The sequence below is a fragment of the Flexivirga aerilata genome (genome assembly GCF_013002715.1).
GTDB classification, from domain to species: domain Bacteria; phylum Actinomycetota; class Actinomycetes; order Actinomycetales; family Dermatophilaceae; genus Flexivirga; species Flexivirga aerilata.
In genome coordinates, this window is the sequence record NZ_JABENB010000003.1 from 153,188 (window position 1) to 168,107 (window position 14,920).

The 14,920-nt window shown below is 70.7% G+C and carries 15 protein-coding genes and 2 tRNA genes; 12 read left to right on the top strand and 5 right to left on the bottom strand.

Annotation, left to right across the window (positions count from 1 at the left end; genetic code table 11):
- Positions 1–5 precede the first annotated feature (5 nt).
- Entirely contained in the window at positions 6–1,373 is a 1,368-nt protein-coding gene (gene hisS, locus HJ588_RS16295; protein WP_171157621.1) for a histidine--tRNA ligase, read from the top strand.
- Here hisS and HJ588_RS16300 read toward each other — a convergent pair.
- On the bottom strand, positions 1,262–1,942 hold the full coding sequence (locus HJ588_RS16300; protein WP_171157623.1) for a hypothetical protein: 681 nt from the start codon (positions 1,940–1,942) through the stop codon (positions 1,262–1,264). The two genes, hisS and HJ588_RS16300, sit on opposite strands and share 112 nt — an antisense overlap.
- A gap of 81 nt (positions 1,943–2,023) precedes the next feature.
- Here HJ588_RS16300 and xerD point away from each other — a divergent pair, with 81 nt between their 5' ends.
- From xerD to HJ588_RS16355, 11 genes are all read left to right on the top strand, one after another.
- The gene (gene xerD, locus HJ588_RS16305) at positions 2,024–2,923 is read left to right on the top strand and encodes a site-specific tyrosine recombinase XerD (protein ID WP_171158525.1); all 900 of its coding nucleotides are present in this window, start codon (positions 2,024–2,026) and stop codon (positions 2,921–2,923) included.
- A gap of 157 nt (positions 2,924–3,080) precedes the next feature.
- Positions 3,081–3,935, top strand: coding sequence for a ParA family protein (locus HJ588_RS16310; protein ID WP_281358928.1), 855 nt, complete (start codon positions 3,081–3,083; stop codon positions 3,933–3,935).
- Between the two features lies 1 nt (position 3,936).
- Positions 3,937–4,899, top strand: a complete 963-nt coding sequence (locus tag HJ588_RS16315; protein ID WP_171157626.1) for a segregation and condensation protein A — start codon at positions 3,937–3,939, stop codon at positions 4,897–4,899.
- Complete coding sequence (scpB, locus tag HJ588_RS16320) at positions 4,892–5,602, top strand: SMC-Scp complex subunit ScpB (protein ID WP_171157629.1); 711 nt, start codon at positions 4,892–4,894, stop codon at positions 5,600–5,602. Before HJ588_RS16315 ends, scpB begins: the two co-directional genes overlap by 8 nt.
- The gene (locus HJ588_RS16325) at positions 5,599–6,483 is read left to right on the top strand and encodes a pseudouridine synthase (protein ID WP_171157631.1); all 885 of its coding nucleotides are present in this window, start codon (positions 5,599–5,601) and stop codon (positions 6,481–6,483) included. Before scpB ends, HJ588_RS16325 begins: the two co-directional genes overlap by 4 nt.
- Positions 6,480–7,619: a prephenate dehydrogenase gene (locus tag HJ588_RS16330; RefSeq protein ID WP_171157633.1), complete on the top strand. Its 1,140-nt coding sequence runs from the start codon at positions 6,480–6,482 to the stop codon at positions 7,617–7,619. The genes HJ588_RS16325 and HJ588_RS16330 overlap by 4 nt, the downstream gene beginning before the upstream one ends.
- Positions 7,612–8,313: a (d)CMP kinase gene (gene cmk / locus HJ588_RS16335; RefSeq protein WP_171157635.1), complete on the top strand. Its 702-nt coding sequence runs from the start codon at positions 7,612–7,614 to the stop codon at positions 8,311–8,313. The genes HJ588_RS16330 and cmk overlap by 8 nt, the downstream gene beginning before the upstream one ends.
- Positions 8,279–8,950 carry a 1-acyl-sn-glycerol-3-phosphate acyltransferase gene (locus HJ588_RS16340; protein ID WP_171157637.1) on the top strand — a complete coding sequence of 224 codons (672 nt, stop codon included), beginning with the start codon at positions 8,279–8,281 and terminating at the stop codon, positions 8,948–8,950. The genes cmk and HJ588_RS16340 overlap by 35 nt, the downstream gene beginning before the upstream one ends.
- Before the next feature lie 197 nt (positions 8,951–9,147).
- Positions 9,148–10,614, top strand: a complete 1,467-nt coding sequence (gene der / locus HJ588_RS16345) for a ribosome biogenesis GTPase Der (protein ID WP_171157639.1) — start codon at positions 9,148–9,150, stop codon at positions 10,612–10,614.
- An 89-nt stretch (positions 10,615–10,703) separates the two neighbouring features.
- Positions 10,704–10,774, top strand: a tRNA-Pro gene (locus tag HJ588_RS16350).
- A gap of 20 nt (positions 10,775–10,794) precedes the next feature.
- Positions 10,795–10,868: transfer RNA gene (locus tag HJ588_RS16355), tRNA-Pro, on the top strand.
- 207 nt (positions 10,869–11,075) lie between these two features.
- Here HJ588_RS16355 and HJ588_RS16360 read toward each other — a convergent pair.
- From HJ588_RS16360 to HJ588_RS16375, 4 genes are all read right to left on the bottom strand, one after another.
- Positions 11,076–12,305 carry a tyrosine-type recombinase/integrase gene (locus HJ588_RS16360; protein ID WP_051518614.1) on the bottom strand — a complete coding sequence of 410 codons (1,230 nt, stop codon included), beginning with the start codon at positions 12,303–12,305 and terminating at the stop codon, positions 11,076–11,078.
- On the bottom strand, positions 12,289–12,504 hold the full coding sequence (locus HJ588_RS16365) for a helix-turn-helix transcriptional regulator (protein WP_034718289.1): 216 nt from the start codon (positions 12,502–12,504) through the stop codon (positions 12,289–12,291). Before HJ588_RS16365 ends, HJ588_RS16360 begins: the two co-directional genes overlap by 17 nt.
- Positions 12,501–13,088, bottom strand: coding sequence for a hypothetical protein (locus HJ588_RS16370; protein ID WP_034718286.1), 588 nt, complete (start codon positions 13,086–13,088; stop codon positions 12,501–12,503). The genes HJ588_RS16365 and HJ588_RS16370 overlap by 4 nt, the downstream gene beginning before the upstream one ends.
- Before the next feature lie 80 nt (positions 13,089–13,168).
- Positions 13,169–14,890: a type IV secretory system conjugative DNA transfer family protein gene (locus tag HJ588_RS16375; protein WP_051518615.1), complete on the bottom strand. Its 1,722-nt coding sequence runs from the start codon at positions 14,888–14,890 to the stop codon at positions 13,169–13,171.
- Between the last annotated feature and the right edge of the window lie 30 nt (positions 14,891–14,920).

Genomic DNA, 14,920 nt, shown 5'->3' on the forward strand with positions numbered 1-14,920 from the left:
ACACCATGGCAAGCAAAGTGACCCCCATCAGCGGGTTCCAGGAGTGGCTGCCCACCGAACGCATCGCCGAGCTGATCGTGCTCGACACGATCCGCGAGGTCTTCGAGCTGCACGGCTTCGCGTCGATCAACACCCGCGCGATGGAGCCGGTCGACCGGCTGACCGGACAGGGGGAGGACGCCGACAAGGAGATCTACGGCGTACGCCGGCTCGCCGCCGGTCCCGACGACACCGGCGACGTCTCGCTCGGTCTGCACTTCGACATGACCGTGCCGTTCGCGCGCTACGTGCTGGAAAACGCCGGCAAGCTGACCTTCCCCTTCCGGCGCTACCAGATCCAGCCCGCCTGGCGCGGGGAGCGGCCCCAGCGCGGCCGCTACCGGGAGTTCATCCAGGCCGACGTCGACATCATCGACGAGGGCCGGCTGCCCGACCACTTCGAGGGCGAGCTGCTGCTCGTCGTCGCGGACGTCTTCTCCCGGCTGCCGATCGGGGACTACCAGATCCACGTCAACGACCGGAAGATCTGCGAGGGCTTCTACCTCGGCCTCGGCATCGAGGACGTGACCGGCACACTGCGCATCGTCGACAAGCTCGACAAGATCGGCGCCGACGGTGTGCAGAAGCTGCTCCTCGACGCCGGATGTACGCCGAAGCAGACCGACCAATGCCTGGCGCTCGCCGAAATCCGTTCCGAGGACACCGGATTCGTCGAGCAGGTGCGAGCGCTCGGGGTGCAGCACGAGCTGCTCGACGAGGGCTTGGCCAAGCTCGCGGCGGTCATCGAGGTCGCCAACGAGCACGCCCCGGGCGTGGTCGTCGCCGACCTGCGCATCGCCCGTGGTCTCGACTACTACACCGGCACCGTCTACGAGACGATGCTCACCCGCGACCCGGGTTACGGCTCCATCTGCTCCGGCGGCCGCTATGACGCCCTCGCCACCGACGGCAAGCGCACCTTCCCCGGTGTGGGCATCTCGATCGGCGTCTCCCGGTTGCTCGGCAAGCTGATCACCGAGGAGGGCCTCACCGCGTCGCGAGAGACGCCGGTCGCCGTGCTGGTCGCGGTGACCGACGAGGACTCGCGGCCGGAGTCGATGCGGGTCGCGACCGCACTGCGCTCCCGCGGCATCCCGACCCTGGTCGCGCCGAAGGCGACGAAGTTCGGCAAGCAGATCCAGTTTGCCGACCGCCGGGGCATCCCGTTCGTGTGGTTCCCGGGCGAGGACGGCGACGAGGTGAAGGACATCCGCAGCGGCGATCAGGTGCCCGCGGACCGCGCGACCTGGGACCCGCCGGCCGGGGACTTGCGCCCGTCGCTGGTCGTGCCCGACGTGTCGTCGTCGGGCCGTAAACCCAACGACCGCAAGTAGTTTCGGACGAGCGCGTCGGTGACCTCCGGGTTACCGGCGCGCCGGCCGGCCGCCAGGTCCGGGCCGATCGCGGCGAGCGCGCCGGACGGCAGCCGGCCGAGTGCGTCCAGCGCGACCACATCGCGTCCGCCGGGCAGCCGCAGCAGCGCGATCGACCGTCCTGCACGCCGCGCGTAGCCGACCCGCACCACCGCCCAGCCGACGATCGCGACCAGCACTGGCACGAGCGCGATCTCGACACCGATGGCGGCGCCCACTCGGCCGAGATTGTCGGCGAGCTGCTGCCCGGCGTGCTGCAACTGGGTGCCGGCGTCGGCGGCCTGGTCGACCGGACGCCGCACCCGCCCGCCGACGACCGGCGCCTTGGCGAGGATCCCCGCCGCCTCGTGCAGGTGGGTCGAGATCTGCCGCCCGCCGCCCTCCACCTTGCGTGCACCGGACGCCGACGCGCCGATCTGCCGGTGGGCGAGCGCGCCGAGCCAGACCCACGTGGCCACCCAGCCGATCGTCAGCAGGTCGAAGCCGAGCTGCCGGCACCGGCGGAGGCCGGCGTCGGCATACCACTTCATGTCGTTTCCCCCGAGTCCACGCAGCAGGGACGCGACCGGCGAGAATGGCGTTCCGTGAGCACCACTCCGCTGCACCGTGCGATGCGTGGCTGGCTCGACCACCTGCGGGTCGAGCGCGGCGCGTCGCAGCACACGCTGCGGGCCTACGAGCGCGACCTGCGGCGGTATGCCGAGCACCTCGTCGCCCAGGGCGTCACGTCGCCGGAGCAGGTGCGCGAGTCACAGGTCAGCGACTTCCTGGCGACGCTGCGCGAGGGCGACGCCGATCACCCGCCGCTCGCCGCGTCGTCCGCCGCCCGAACCCTGGTGGCAGTGCGCGGGTTTCACAAGTTCCTCACGATGGAGGGCGACACCCCGCAGGACGTGGCGTCGGCGGTCGCGCCCCCGAAGCCACCCCGCCGGCTGCCGAAGGCGATCCCGCTCGACCAGGTGGAACGACTGCTCGAGGCGGCAAGCGTCGGCGACACCCCGGCGTCGTTGCGCGACCGCGCGCTGCTCGAACTCCTCTACGGCATCGGCGCCCGGGTCAGCGAGGCCGTCGGCCTCGACGTCGACGACCTCGACTTCGACCACCACAGCGTGCGAGTGCTCGGCAAGGGCAACAAGGAGCGGGTGCTGCCGCTCGGGCGCTATGCGGAGGAGTCGCTCTCGTCATACCTGACCAGGGCGCGGCCGGCGCTCGCCGTCCGCGGCACCGGCACCCCGGCGCTCTTCCTCAATCTGCGGGGCGGCCGGCTCTCCCGGCAGTCGGCGTGGAGCATCATCCAGGCGGCGGCCAAGCGGGCCGACCTCAGCGGGCACCTCAGCCCCCACACCCTGCGGCACTCCTTCGCCACCCACCTGCTCGACCGTGGCGCCGACGTGCGCGTGGTGCAGGAGCTGCTCGGGCACGCGTCGGTCACGACCACCCAGATCTACACGATGGTCTCGGTGCAGCAGCTGCGTGAGGTGTTCGCCAGCTCACACCCGCGAGCACACTGAAAGCTCCACCGGCACCTGCCACCGGACCGTGCACCGGACGTCGCACCGGCCTGCCGTCGGCCCTCGACTGCGCCTCGCCGCCCAAGCCCGGGCTCGATGTAATAAGTTGGGCCGCGATCGCCGAGAGGCCGAACGACGTCATACCGGGAGTGCAACTTTGAGTCCGAAGGAGCAGATCGGCCCCACCGGCCGTCCGCTGCCGACCTTTCCCGCACCCAAGGAGCTCCGCAGCCACGGGCCTGCGCGCATCATCGCGATGTGCAACCAGAAGGGCGGCGTCGGCAAGACCACCAGCACCATCAACCTGGGCGCCGCGCTCGCCGAGTACGGCCGCAAGGTGCTGCTGGTCGACTTCGACCCGCAGGGCGCCCTGTCGGTCGGTCTCGGCATCCGCGCCCACGAGCTCGACACCACGATCTACAACCTGCTCGTCTCGCGCGGCACCGACATCCACGACGTCATCCAGCACACCGCGACCCCCGACCTCGACGTGCTGCCGGCCAACATCGACCTGTCCGCGGCCGAGGTGCAACTCGTCGGCGAGGTCGCGCGCGAGATGGTGCTCGCGCGCGTGCTGCGCCCGGTCGCCGACGAGTACGACGTCATCCTCATCGACTGCCAGCCCTCGCTCGGCCTGCTCACGGTCAACGCGCTGACCGCGTCGCACGGCGTGATCATCCCGCTGGAGTGCGAGTTCTTCGCCATGCGCGGCGTCGCGCTGCTCGTCGAGACGATCGACAAGGTGACCGACCGGCTCAACCCGCGCCTGGAGATCGACGGCATCCTCGCCACCATGTATGACGGCCGCACCCTGCACAGCCGGGACGTGGTGCGGTCGGTCGTCGACCACTTCGGCGACAAGGTCTTCCACACCACGATCAGCCGCACGGTGAAGTTCCCCGACGCCACGCTCGCCGCGGAGCCGATCACCACCTACGCCTCCCACCACGGCGCGGCCGAGGCCTACCGACAGCTCGCGCGAGAGCTGATCGCGCGCGGCGACGCGGCCTGAGATGGACACCACCGAGCGGGCCGAGCCCGAGGTGGTGCCGGCGGAGGCGGACGCCCCGGACTCGTCCGGGTCCGAGCCGGTCGTCCCCGGCGGCGTCCTCACCCGGCGTGCCGCATCCGCCCCCTTCGAGGTGCACCTGGACATCTTCTCCGGGCCGTTCGAGCTGCTGCTGGGGCTGATCTCCAAGCACAAGCTCGACGTCACCGAGATCGCCCTCGCCAAGGTGACCGACGAGTTCATCGCCCACATCCGCAAGGCGCAGGAGACCTCCACCGACTGGGACCTGGGCCAGGCCTCGGAGTTCGTGCTGATCGCGGCCACCCTGCTGGACATCAAGGCGGCCCGCCTGCTGCCCGACATGCGGGCCGACGACGAGGACGACCTGGCGCTGATCGAGGCCCGCGACCTGCTCTTCGCGCGGCTGCTGCAATACCGCGCCTTCAAGGAGGTGTCGGCGTCGCTCGCCCAGCAGATGGAGACCGCCGGGCGCATGACGGCGCGGCAGGCCGGGCTGGAGGAACGCTTCGCCAAGCTGCTGCCGGAGCTGATCATCAACGTGACGCCCGAACAGCTCGCACGCATCGCCGCGCAGGCGATGACACCGCGACCCGAGCCGTCGGTCGGGCTCACCCACCTGCACGCCCCGGCGGTGAGTGTGCGCGAGCAGGCCGCGATTGTCATCGCCGAGCTGCGTGACCGCGGGCAGGCCAGCTTCCGGTCGCTGGTCGCCGATGCCGAGTCGACGCTGGTGATCGTCGCGCGCTTCCTGGCGCTGCTCGAGCTCTACAAGGAAGCGGCGGTCAGCATGGAGCAGGAAGAAGCGCTGGGGGAGTTGACCGTTCGCTGGACGGGCGACGACGCGCAGGACGTGCAGGTGAGCGACGAGTTCGACGAGCAGGACCGGCCGGAGGCCGAGCGCAACGATGCCGCCTCCGCCGCGACGGGAGATGAGGACGATGACTGACGACACACCCGAAGACGGTGTCCGGCAGGACGACAGTGCGCAGCCGGACGCGCCCGGGCCCGAAGCGCCGGACGACCTCGAGCCGGACGCTCCCGACGCACCCGACTCACCCGAGGCGGCCGAGGAGCCGGTCTTCGACATCCACGAGCTGCCCGGCGGCGCGCGCAGCGCGATCGAGGCGGTGCTGATGGTCGTCGATCAGCCGGTGACCGCCGACGAGCTCGCCACCGCGCTGGAGCTGCCGGTGGACGAGGTCACCGCGATCATCGAGGGGCTGGAAGACGAATACGCCCAGCAGGAGCGCGGATTCACGCTGCGCTGCATCAACGAGGCGTGGCGGGTCTACAGCCGCCCGGCCTATGCGCCGGCGGTGGAGAAGTTCCTGCTCGACGGCCGCCAGGCCAAGCTCACCCAGGCATCCCTGGAGACGCTCGCCGTGATCGCCTACCGGCAGCCGATCTCGCGGGCCCGGGTGAGCGCGGTCCGCGGCGTCAACGTCGACGGCGTGATCCGCACGCTGGTGACCCGCGGCCTGATCGCCGAGATCGGCGCCGAGGGCGAACAAGGGGCGATGCTCTACGGCACCACGCCCTATTTCCTGCAGCGGCTCGGCCTCAGCTCGCTGGACGAGCTGCCGCCGCTGGCGCCATACCTGCCTGATGCGGATGTGGTGGACGAACTGATCGAGCAGGGGCACGGATGAGCGGCAGCAATCGAGGCAAGAGCAACGGCGGTCCGCGCGGCGGTGGTCGCGGACGACCCGGCGGCGCACGCCGTGGATCGGGGACCCGGGCGCAGCGCCCGAACCGCGTTGCGCCGCAGGCGAGTTCGGCCAAACCCGACATCGATGTGCACGACCCCGACGGCGTCCGGTTGCAGAAGCTGCTCGCGGCGGCGGGTGTAGGCAGCCGGCGGGTCTGCGAGGACCTGATCTCCCAGGGCCGGGTCGAGGTCGACGGTCAGGTGGTGCGTGAGCTCGGCGTGCGCATCGACCCGCTCCGGCAGAGCGTGCACGTCGACGGCGAACGGGTGCAGCTGGACGAGTCGCGTGTCTACCTGGCCTTCAACAAGCCGCTCGGCATCGTCTCGACGATGCACGACGAGCTCGGGCGTCCGTCGGTCGGCGACTACCTCGAGCAGCGCAAGGACCGGCTGTTCCATGTCGGCCGGCTCGACCAGGACACCGAGGGCTTGCTGCTGCTCACCAACGACGGAGAGCTCGCCAACCGGTTGCAGCACCCGTCATACGGGGTGCCTAAGACGTATGTCGCGATGATCCCCGGCCCGGTGCCGCGGGCGCTCGGCAAGCAGCTGCGCGACGGCGTCGAGCTGGAGGACGGCAAGGCCGCCGTCGACTCGTTCAAGGTCGTCGACTCCACGCCGGGCTGGGCACTGGTCGAGGTCGTGCTGCACGAGGGGCGCAAGCACATCGTCCGGCGCATGCTCGAGGCGGTCGGTCACCCGGTGGAGTCGCTCACCCGCACCGACGTCGGGCCGGTGCGGCTCGGTGACCTGCGGCCGGGCAAGATGCGGCCGCTCACCAAGCAGGAGGTCGCCGGACTCTACAAGGCGGCCGGGCTGTGAGCGCCGACCGAGGCGAGGACACGAGCGAGGAACGAGGCGCGTCAAAGGGCGTCACGACCGTTCGGGTCGTCGGCACGGGGTTGATCGGTTCGTCGATCGGCCTTGCCTTGTCCGGTAAGGGGATTCGGGTGCTGCTCAGTGACCCGTCGCCCACCGCGCAGGCGCTGGCACGTGACCTCGGTGCGGGTGCGATCGACGACGGTGAGGAGCCCGATGTCGTCTTCGTCGCCGCGCCGCCGGACGTCGCCGCCCCGGTGGTCGCCGATGAACTCGGGCGCTGGCCGCGCGCGGTCGTCGCCGACGTCGCCTCGGTCAAACAGCGGATCGCCGACGACGTGCGCGAGCTCGTCGGGTCCGAGCACCTGCGCCGTTATGTCGGCAGCCACCCCATGGCCGGCCGCGAACGATCCGGCGCGGTCGCCGCGCAGGTCGACCTCTTCGAGGGCCGCACCTGGGTGGTCTGCCCGCAACCGGAGAGCGAGGCCGGGGCGGTGGCCGTCATACAGGATCTCGCCGCGCGCACCGGCGCCGCGGTGGTGACGATGCCGGCCGACGAGCACGACGCCGCGGTGGCGGTCGTGTCGCATCTGCCGCAGGTGGCCGCGTCGCTCGTGGCAGCGCAGCTGCGAGAGGTGCCGGACGACGCAATCGCATTGGCAGGACCGGGGATTCGGGACGTGACTCGCATCGCCGCCAGTGACCCGATGCTGTGGACCCAGATCCTCGCCGGCAATGCCGCGGCGGTCGCTCCGGTGCTGCGCCGGGTCGCCGACCAGCTCGTGGCGGTCGTGGAGTCGATCGACGCGCTGGCCGTCGCGGACCCGCCCGCGGGCGGCAGCCGCGGAGCGGTGGCGCACCTCATCGCCGACGGACAGCTCGGACACGCGCGCATCCCCGGCAAACACGGTGCGGCGCCTGCGACCTACGCCACAGTGATCGTGCCGATCCCGGACGAGCCGGGTGCATTCGCCAGACTGTTCAACGACGTCGGGGATGCGGGGATCAACCTCGAGGACCTGCGCATGGAGCACGGCGTCGGCGCACCGGTCGGCCTGGTTGAGCTGTCGGTGCTGCCCGGTGTGGTGGACCGGTTGCGAGATGTGTTGGAGCACAAGGGATGGAGCGTTCATGAGTAAGCCCCTCGTCGTTGCGATCGACGGGCCGTCCGGCACCGGGAAGTCGAGCGTGTCCAAGGCGGTCGCCAAGCAACTGGGACTGGCCTACCTCGACACGGGTGCGATGTACCGCGCGCTGGCGTGGTCCTGCCTCGACGTCGCCATCGACTTCGACGACGGCTCCGCGGTCGCCGAGCACAGCCGGACCTTCGACCTGCGGATGGGCATGGACCCGGCGGCTCCGACGGTCGCGGTCGGCACCCGGCGCATCGACCGGGAGATCCGCGAAGACGCTGTCACGTCAGTGGTTTCGCGTGTTGCGACCAACCTCGACGTGCGCGCCGACATGCTCACCCGGCAGCGCGCGCTCATCGCCGAGGGCGTGCAGCACAGCGGGGGAGTCGTCGCCGAGGGTCGTGACATCACCACGGTCGTCGCGCCCGACGCCGACGTGCGCATCCTGATGACCGCCAGCGAAGAAGCCCGTATGGCGCGCCGGTCGCGGCAGCTGCGGGTGTCGGCGGAGTCCACCCGCTCCCAGATCATCGACCGCGACCGCACCGACTCGACCGTCTCGCAGTTCACCACCGCGGCCGACGGGGTGGTGACGGTCGACACCTCCCACATCGACTTCCGGCAGTCGGTCGCCGCCGTGCTCCACGTGGTCAAGGAGGCAGTCGGTGGCGACGTCGACCTATCGACCCCGGCTGGTTGACGCGGCCCGCCGGTTCGGTTGGTTGCTCGCCCACGGGCTCTACCGCGTGCGGGTGCTGCATGCCGACCGGATGCCGCGGTCGGGTGCCGTGGTCGCGGTGTCCAATCACGTCGGATTTGTCGACGGCCCACTGGTTTTCATCTTCGCGCCTCGTCCGCTGCGCTTCCTGGTGAAGCGCTCCTACTTCTCCTCGGCCTGGGGCCTTTTGCTGCGCGCCACCGGGCAGATCCCGATCCACCAGAACAGTGCCGACCGGGCCGCCCTCGCCACCGCCCGCGAGGTGCTCGCGGGCGGTGGCGGGGTCGGCATCTTCCCCGAGGGCACGCGTGGCGCCGGTGCGGTCGAGACCGCGCAGCAGGGTGCGGCGTGGCTGGCGCAGCAGACCGGCGCGCTGCTCGTGCCGGTCGCGGTCCTGGGCACTGCCGGCACGGGGGAGAAGGACTCCTGGCCCAAGCTGCGGTCGCAGGTGCGACTGGTGATCGGCGAGGCGTTCGCACTGAGCGAAAGCCCCGGCATACCCGGTCGGGAGCGGTTGCGGCTGGCGACCGAGGAGCTGCGGAAGCGCCTCGCCGCGCATGTGGCCGCCGCGCAGGAGGAGACCGGCCTGCTGCTGCCGGATCAGTCGCCGCGCAGCTGACGCAGCAATCTGTGCCCCTCCGGAAGGTTCCCTCGCAGCGTCGGACTTGACGACAAACGAGCGCCTCCGGATCTTGCGCCTCAACGACGCGTCCGCGTGACCCCGCGATGGGTCCATAGGCCGCGCGGGGCCCGGATGCTGAGGGTGCACAGTCGCCCGATTGTTCGATCCGGGCGTGGGTCCGGGATGATGGTGTAATGACCGATCCCACCCACCCCGATGCGGACGCATCCGACGCCACCGTTGAGCGCGCACTGCGCGTCGGACTCGACGACTTCGAGCTCAGCGACGAGGACCGCGCGCTGCTCGACGCCGACGGCGCCGACTCCGACGAGGAAGGTGAGGCAGGCGGCCGTCCGGTCGTCGCGATCATCGGCCGTCCCAACGTCGGCAAGTCGACCCTGGTCAACCGTGTGATCGGCCGCCGCGAGGCCGTCGTCGAGGACGTGCCCGGTGTGACCCGTGACCGCGTCGCCTACGACGCGGAGTGGTCCGGGCGCGACTTCACCCTCGTCGACACCGGCGGCTGGGAGGTGGACGCCAGCGGCATCCACCTGCGGGTGGCCGAACAAGCAGAGGTGGCAATCGAACTCGCCGACGCGGTGCTCTTCGTGGTCGACGCCACGGTCGGTGCCACCGACACCGACGAGGCCGTGGTCAAACTGCTCCGCCGTTCGAAGAAGCCGGTGGTGCTGGTCGCCAACAAGGTGGACGACCAGCGCATCGAGGCCGAGGCCGCAGCGCTGTGGTCGTTCGGGCTCGGGCAGCCGTGGCCGGTGTCGGCACTGCACGGCCGGGGCACCGGCGACGCGCTCGACGCACTGCTCGAGGTGCTGCCCGAGAAGTCGGCGGTGGCGGCATACCAGCGTGGCGGGCCACGTCGGGTCGCCCTGGTGGGGCGCCCCAACGTCGGCAAGTCGTCACTGCTGAACAAGCTCGCCGGCGAGGACCGCGTCGTCGTCGACAACGTGGCGGGGACCACCCGTGACCCGGTCGACGAGCTCATCGAGCTCGGTGGCCAGACGTGGCGATTCGTCGACACCGCAGGCATCCGGCGGCGCGTCCACATGACGCGAGGAGCGGACTTCTACGCCTCGCTGCGCACTCAGGCGGCGATCGAAAAGGCAGAGGTGGCAGTCGTGCTCATCGATGCCGAGGACAACATCGCCGAGCAGGACATCCGTGTCGTGCAGCAGGTGATCGACGCCGGGCGGGCACTGGTCCTGGCGTTCAACAAGTGGGACCTGCTCGACGAGGAGCGCCGGCACTACCTGGAGCGGGAGATCGAGCGTGACCTCGCGATGGTCAGCTGGGCGCCGCGGGTCAACGTGTCCGCGCGCACCGGCCGCCACCTGGAGCGGTTGGTGCCGGCACTGGAGGTGGCGCTCGACTCGTGGGACCAGCGCATCCCGACCGGCAAGCTCAACTCCTTCCTCGGTGAGGTGGTGGCCGCGCATCCGCACCCGGTCCGCAGCGGCAAGCAGCCACGCATCCTCTTCGCCACGCAGGTCTCGACCCGCCCGCCGCGCTTCGTGATCTTCGCCTCCGGCTTCATCGAGGCGGGTTACCGGCGCTTCCTGGAGCGCCGGCTGCGCGAACAGTTCGGCTTCGAGGGCACCCCGATCGAGTTGTCGGTGCGGGTGCGCGAGAAGCGCCGCCGGTAGCCGGCCCGCGCCGGGCGTCGGGCACCCGGCCGGCCGATTGGGTGAGGAGGGTGCCCGTGCGATATCGTTTCCGTCGCCCTCCGGGGCATCGGGCTGTGGCGCAGTTTGGTAGCGCACCTGACTGGGGGTCAAGGGGTTTACCCCGCTCTGGTCGGCCCGAACAACTGAAAATCCATGCCACGGGCTGTGGCGCAGCTTGGTAGCGCACCTGACTGGGGGTCAGGGGGTCGCAGGTTCAAATCCTGTCAGCCCGACGTAAAAGCCCAGGTGAGAGTAGGTTTCTCGCCTGGGCTTCATCATGTCCGGGGGTCGTTTTCCGTGGTCCCCCTCTGGTCCCCCCGGCACGGTTGGAGATGACCGCCTGTGTGCGAGCGGCCCGCCTCGGCCCGCTTTCCTGTGGATAAGGGGACCAAAAGGGGACCAGAACGCCTCCGACAGCACTCCCGCGGCGTCGAAACGCATCACAGGCTCCTGGTCGCCGGTCCGCTGCGCCGGGCGTGCTTGCGTTGCCCGGCGGCGGAGAGGAAGGCGTTGGCCTGCTCGGCGGCGGAGGCGAGATGCCGGTCGTCGGGGTGGAGGTAGCCGCGGGTGGTTTCCATTGAGGCGTGCCCGAGTATGTCTTGCAGAACGTGCAGCGGGATGCCGGCGTCGGCCATCCAGGTCGCCCCGGTGTGGCGCAGGCCGTGCCGGGTGAGGTCGGGCAGTCCGAGCTTCGCGACGATGCCGTCCCAGTTGGTGGCGTCGCGGACGGTCGCGGTGGTGAGGTAGCCGCCCTTCGGGCCGACCAGCAACGAGTCCTCGGGCTGCTTGCCGTTGGTAAGGCGTTCCAGCACGGGCCGCAGCGGTTCCAGGATCGGCACGCGGCGTTCTTTGCGGCTCTTGGTCGGCTTGGTGACCAGGCCGCCTTTGCCGGGGAAGACCTGCCGGCGGATCACGACGAGGTTCTTGTCGAAGTCGACGTCCCCGACCTGTAGCCCGGACACCTCCGAGGACCGTGCGGCGAGCAGCGCGGCGAGCATCACGAAGTCGCTGTAGGACTGGTGCACCTTGCCGCAGGCCCTGGCGAGCCGGTTGAGGGTCTTCATGTCCGGGATCGCGTGCGCCCGCGGAGAGGCCTGCTCAGCGGACTGGCCGCGGAAGGCGTTGCGGTTCAGGCTCCGCTTGGCGCGATTCTTCGCCGGGTTGATCGTCAGCAACCCGTCGCGCACCGCCTCATCGAGCACTCTCACGAGCGGGGCGATGGTGTTCTTGATCGTGGACGCCCCGTGGCGTTGTTCCCATTCGTCGATGGTGCGGTCGATGATCCCGGCGGTGATCTGAGTGACGGGCAGGTGTCCGAGCGCGGGCAGCACTCGCAGCTTCAACCCGTAGCCGTAGGTCTCGCCGGTGGAGGTCGGGTCCAGGCCGCGCGCCCACCTGTCCCCGATGGAGGTGACGAACTCCAGCAACGTCATGGACACGTCCATGCCCTTGGTCGATGAGTTGCGGAGCTGGTCGAAGAAGGCGTGTGCGGCTGCTTCGTCCCGCACTATCTCCGAGCGGATGACACGCCGCTTGGTGGTCGGGTCGGTCCACCGGGCGCGGGCACGGATGCCGTAGGAGCGCCGCTCCATGTCCGTGGAGACCTTCACCCCGATCGGCGGGACCGGCTTGGGGACGGCGGTCGGCTGGGGCTCAGCTCTCCTGGGCATGGTCGTGTTCCAGCTCGGCCAGCCAGCGGTCCATCGCATCGAGCCGGTACCGGGCGATTCCGCCAAGCCGCAGGAACGGCGGCCCGGTGCCGGCGGAGCGCCACCGCGACAGGGTGGACTCCGAGACCTTCAAGTACGCGGCGACCTCCCGGCTGTCCAGCAACGGCGAGACGACCAGTGCCTCGGTCTTGTCGCTCACGAGACTTCTCCGGTGTCGGGGTCGAGGTCGCGGTAGAAGGCTTCCTCGGCCTCGCGGCGGGCCTGGACGTCGGACGTGACGAACTCCACGAACTCGGCGTCGCGGTCGGTGATCGGGATGTCCTCGATCGGGTCGCCGGGTTCTTCGCCGGGCCAGATGGTCTGCCGGGTGGGGCGGTCGTGGTCGAGTCGGGTGCCGCAGGCGGCGACCCATTCGCGGAGCCGCTGGCGGGCGTCGGCGAAGTCGCGGTGCCAGCCGAGCGGTGCGCTGCCGTTCTGGTCGGGGTCGTAGGCGCAGAGCCAGTGCAGGTGCAGCGCGCTCAGTTCCCACAGCAGCTCGGGGTGCATGTGCCAGGCCGGCGGGATCACGGAGGCGGGAAGCCCGTAGGTGTGGCGCAGCCAGTCCACCCAGCGGTTGAGCTCCAACCACTCGGCTTCGGCGTCGTCGGCGCTCAGCAGGTTCCAGTTGATCGGGTGCGGCGGCTCGGCGATCAGCGGCTCGTCGTAGCCGTCGTCGTCCATCTGGTCCATATCCGAGTCGGGAACGTCGTTCGTCGTGGCGTCGTCGCGGGATTCGTCGGACATGCTGTGCTCCTGTCTGCTCTCCGGCGCCGGTTCGTGCCGGGCCGTTGTGGCGGGCAGGTACTCCTTGCCGCGACCGACGCTCAGGTGTCGGAGCGGCGCAGCAGGGCTTCGATCTCGGCACGGTCGGCGGCGAGCTGGCCGGCGTCGGGACGCTTGGGCCAGGGGTGCAGGTCGGTGACGATCGGGGGCGCGGAGCGCAGCAGCACGATCCCGGTCCCGAACGGGAGCCGGCGGATACGGTCGGGCGGGAAGATCGGCACCCGCCGCACGGACCTCTGGTTGGAGCGGCTGCCGTGGTCACCCAGCGTCACGGAGTCGGTGTACTCGTCGCGTTCGCCGACCAGGGCGCTCAGGTCTTGCAGGTCGCGGCTGTTGGAAGCCCCGCCGAGGATGACCTTGACGATCGAGGCGTCCCAGATCGCGTTCGCCTGGTGCTCGTTCCACTTGTCCCGCGCCTGCGCGAGCGATTGGAGCACCGGCATCGTCGTGATCCCTGAGCCGCCGCCCTCGGCCATCAGCGTCGGCAGGGAGGGCAACGGCGAGAGGTTGGCTATCTCGTCCAGCGCCAGCAGCATCGGCGGATCAAGACGCGCGCCCGCCGACCGTGCGGCCAGGCGGCGGGCGGTCTCGATGAGGTCTTCTACGAGCGCGGCGACCAGCGCGGCGCTGGCTCCCGCACCGGACCCGGTTGCCAGCAGGAACAACGTGCCGCGGTCGCGGATGAACGCTTCGGGGTCGAAGCCCTCACCGGGGCCGGGCGATACGGCGTCGAGCACGCGCGGGTCCGCGAGGGAGCCGAGGGCGAGGGAGACGCCCTGCCAGATGGAGTCGCGGGTGCGGGGGTCGGAGTCGATCATCGCTTCCAAGGACTCGGCCCACCCGGTCGCCGCCTGGGTGGAGCCGGTCAGGATCGCCACCGCGTCAGCGGCCGCTGTTGGGTCGAGAGTCCATCGGAACAGCTCGGCGGGCGGCCGGTTGTCGATCGCTGCCGCGTGCAGCAGGGCTTGGAGCGCCGCCCGTGTCTTGCCCTCCCAGAAGCCTCCGCCGTCTACGCCGCCTGCCGACAGGCCGGTGCCGGCGGCGAGCCCGGTGGCGCGGATCATCGCCGTCTGCGGTGACTCGCAGCCCCGGATCGGTGACCAGCGCAGACCGGCGGGTAGCCCCTCGGCCAAGTGTTGCGGGTCGAAGATCGCGACGGGGCCGATCCTGCGACGGGCGCGCATGGTCGCGGTGAGGTTGTCCGGCCTGGTCGACGTGACGACGACGGCACCGGGCGCGTCGAGGATCGCCGGGATCACCAGATGCAGGCCCTTCCCGGAGCGGGGCGGGCCGATGACCATGATCGAGTCCTCGACCGAGGCCCACACGCCGGTGCCCTTGGAAGTGCCGAGCCGGTAGCCCACGTCGTGCGGCCGTGGGTCGCTCAGACCGGGGCGCAGGTTTCCCGCGCGGCGCAGCAGCGCCTTCTCAGACGCAGCGGCAGCGACCTCGTGGCGGGTGGCGATCCCGGCCATGCGGCGCGGGTCGGCTTCGATCCAGTGGGTGTGGCGGCGCAGCCGCAGCCACACCCATAGCCCGCCGGTCACGAGACCGGCGAGCAGCAGCCCGGCGACGATCCAGTAGACGACCGGGTTCAGGCCGTCCGCGTCGAGCGCCGCGGCAGGGTCGCCTGGGCGGAACAGCACTCCGACCCCGGAGGCGGGATCGCCGGCCGGCTGGGAGGTGCCGGTCAGGAACGCGGCCACCGATCCAGCGGCGCGCAGGATCAGCGCGACGCCGAACAGGACGACCAGCCCGATCATCGCGGCGTTGGTCAGCTCGTCCCCGAACGA

What these genes read in the sequence shown, in the direction of transcription:
- hisS (WP_171157621.1), top strand. Translation starts at nt 6, where the DNA reads ATGGCAAGCAAAGTGACCCCCATCAGCGGGTTCCAGGAGTGGCTGCCC.
- HJ588_RS16300 (WP_171157623.1), bottom strand. Translation starts at nt 1,942, where the DNA reads ATGAAGTGGTATGCCGACGCCGGCCTCCGCCGGTGCCGGCAGCTCGGC.
- xerD (WP_171158525.1), top strand. Translation starts at nt 2,024, where the DNA reads ATGCGTGGCTGGCTCGACCACCTGCGGGTCGAGCGCGGCGCGTCGCAG.
- HJ588_RS16315 (WP_171157626.1), top strand. Translation starts at nt 3,937, where the DNA reads ATGGACACCACCGAGCGGGCCGAGCCCGAGGTGGTGCCGGCGGAGGCG.
- scpB (WP_171157629.1), top strand. Translation starts at nt 4,892, where the DNA reads ATGACTGACGACACACCCGAAGACGGTGTCCGGCAGGACGACAGTGCG.
- HJ588_RS16325 (WP_171157631.1), top strand. Translation starts at nt 5,599, where the DNA reads ATGAGCGGCAGCAATCGAGGCAAGAGCAACGGCGGTCCGCGCGGCGGT.
- cmk (WP_171157635.1), top strand. Translation starts at nt 7,612, where the DNA reads ATGAGTAAGCCCCTCGTCGTTGCGATCGACGGGCCGTCCGGCACCGGG.
- der (WP_171157639.1), top strand. Translation starts at nt 9,148, where the DNA reads ATGACCGATCCCACCCACCCCGATGCGGACGCATCCGACGCCACCGTT.
- HJ588_RS16360 (WP_051518614.1), bottom strand. Translation starts at nt 12,305, where the DNA reads ATGCCCAGGAGAGCTGAGCCCCAGCCGACCGCCGTCCCCAAGCCGGTC.
- HJ588_RS16370 (WP_034718286.1), bottom strand. Translation starts at nt 13,088, where the DNA reads ATGTCCGACGAATCCCGCGACGACGCCACGACGAACGACGTTCCCGAC.
- HJ588_RS16375 (WP_051518615.1), bottom strand. Translation starts at nt 14,890, where the DNA reads ATGATCGGGCTGGTCGTCCTGTTCGGCGTCGCGCTGATCCTGCGCGCC.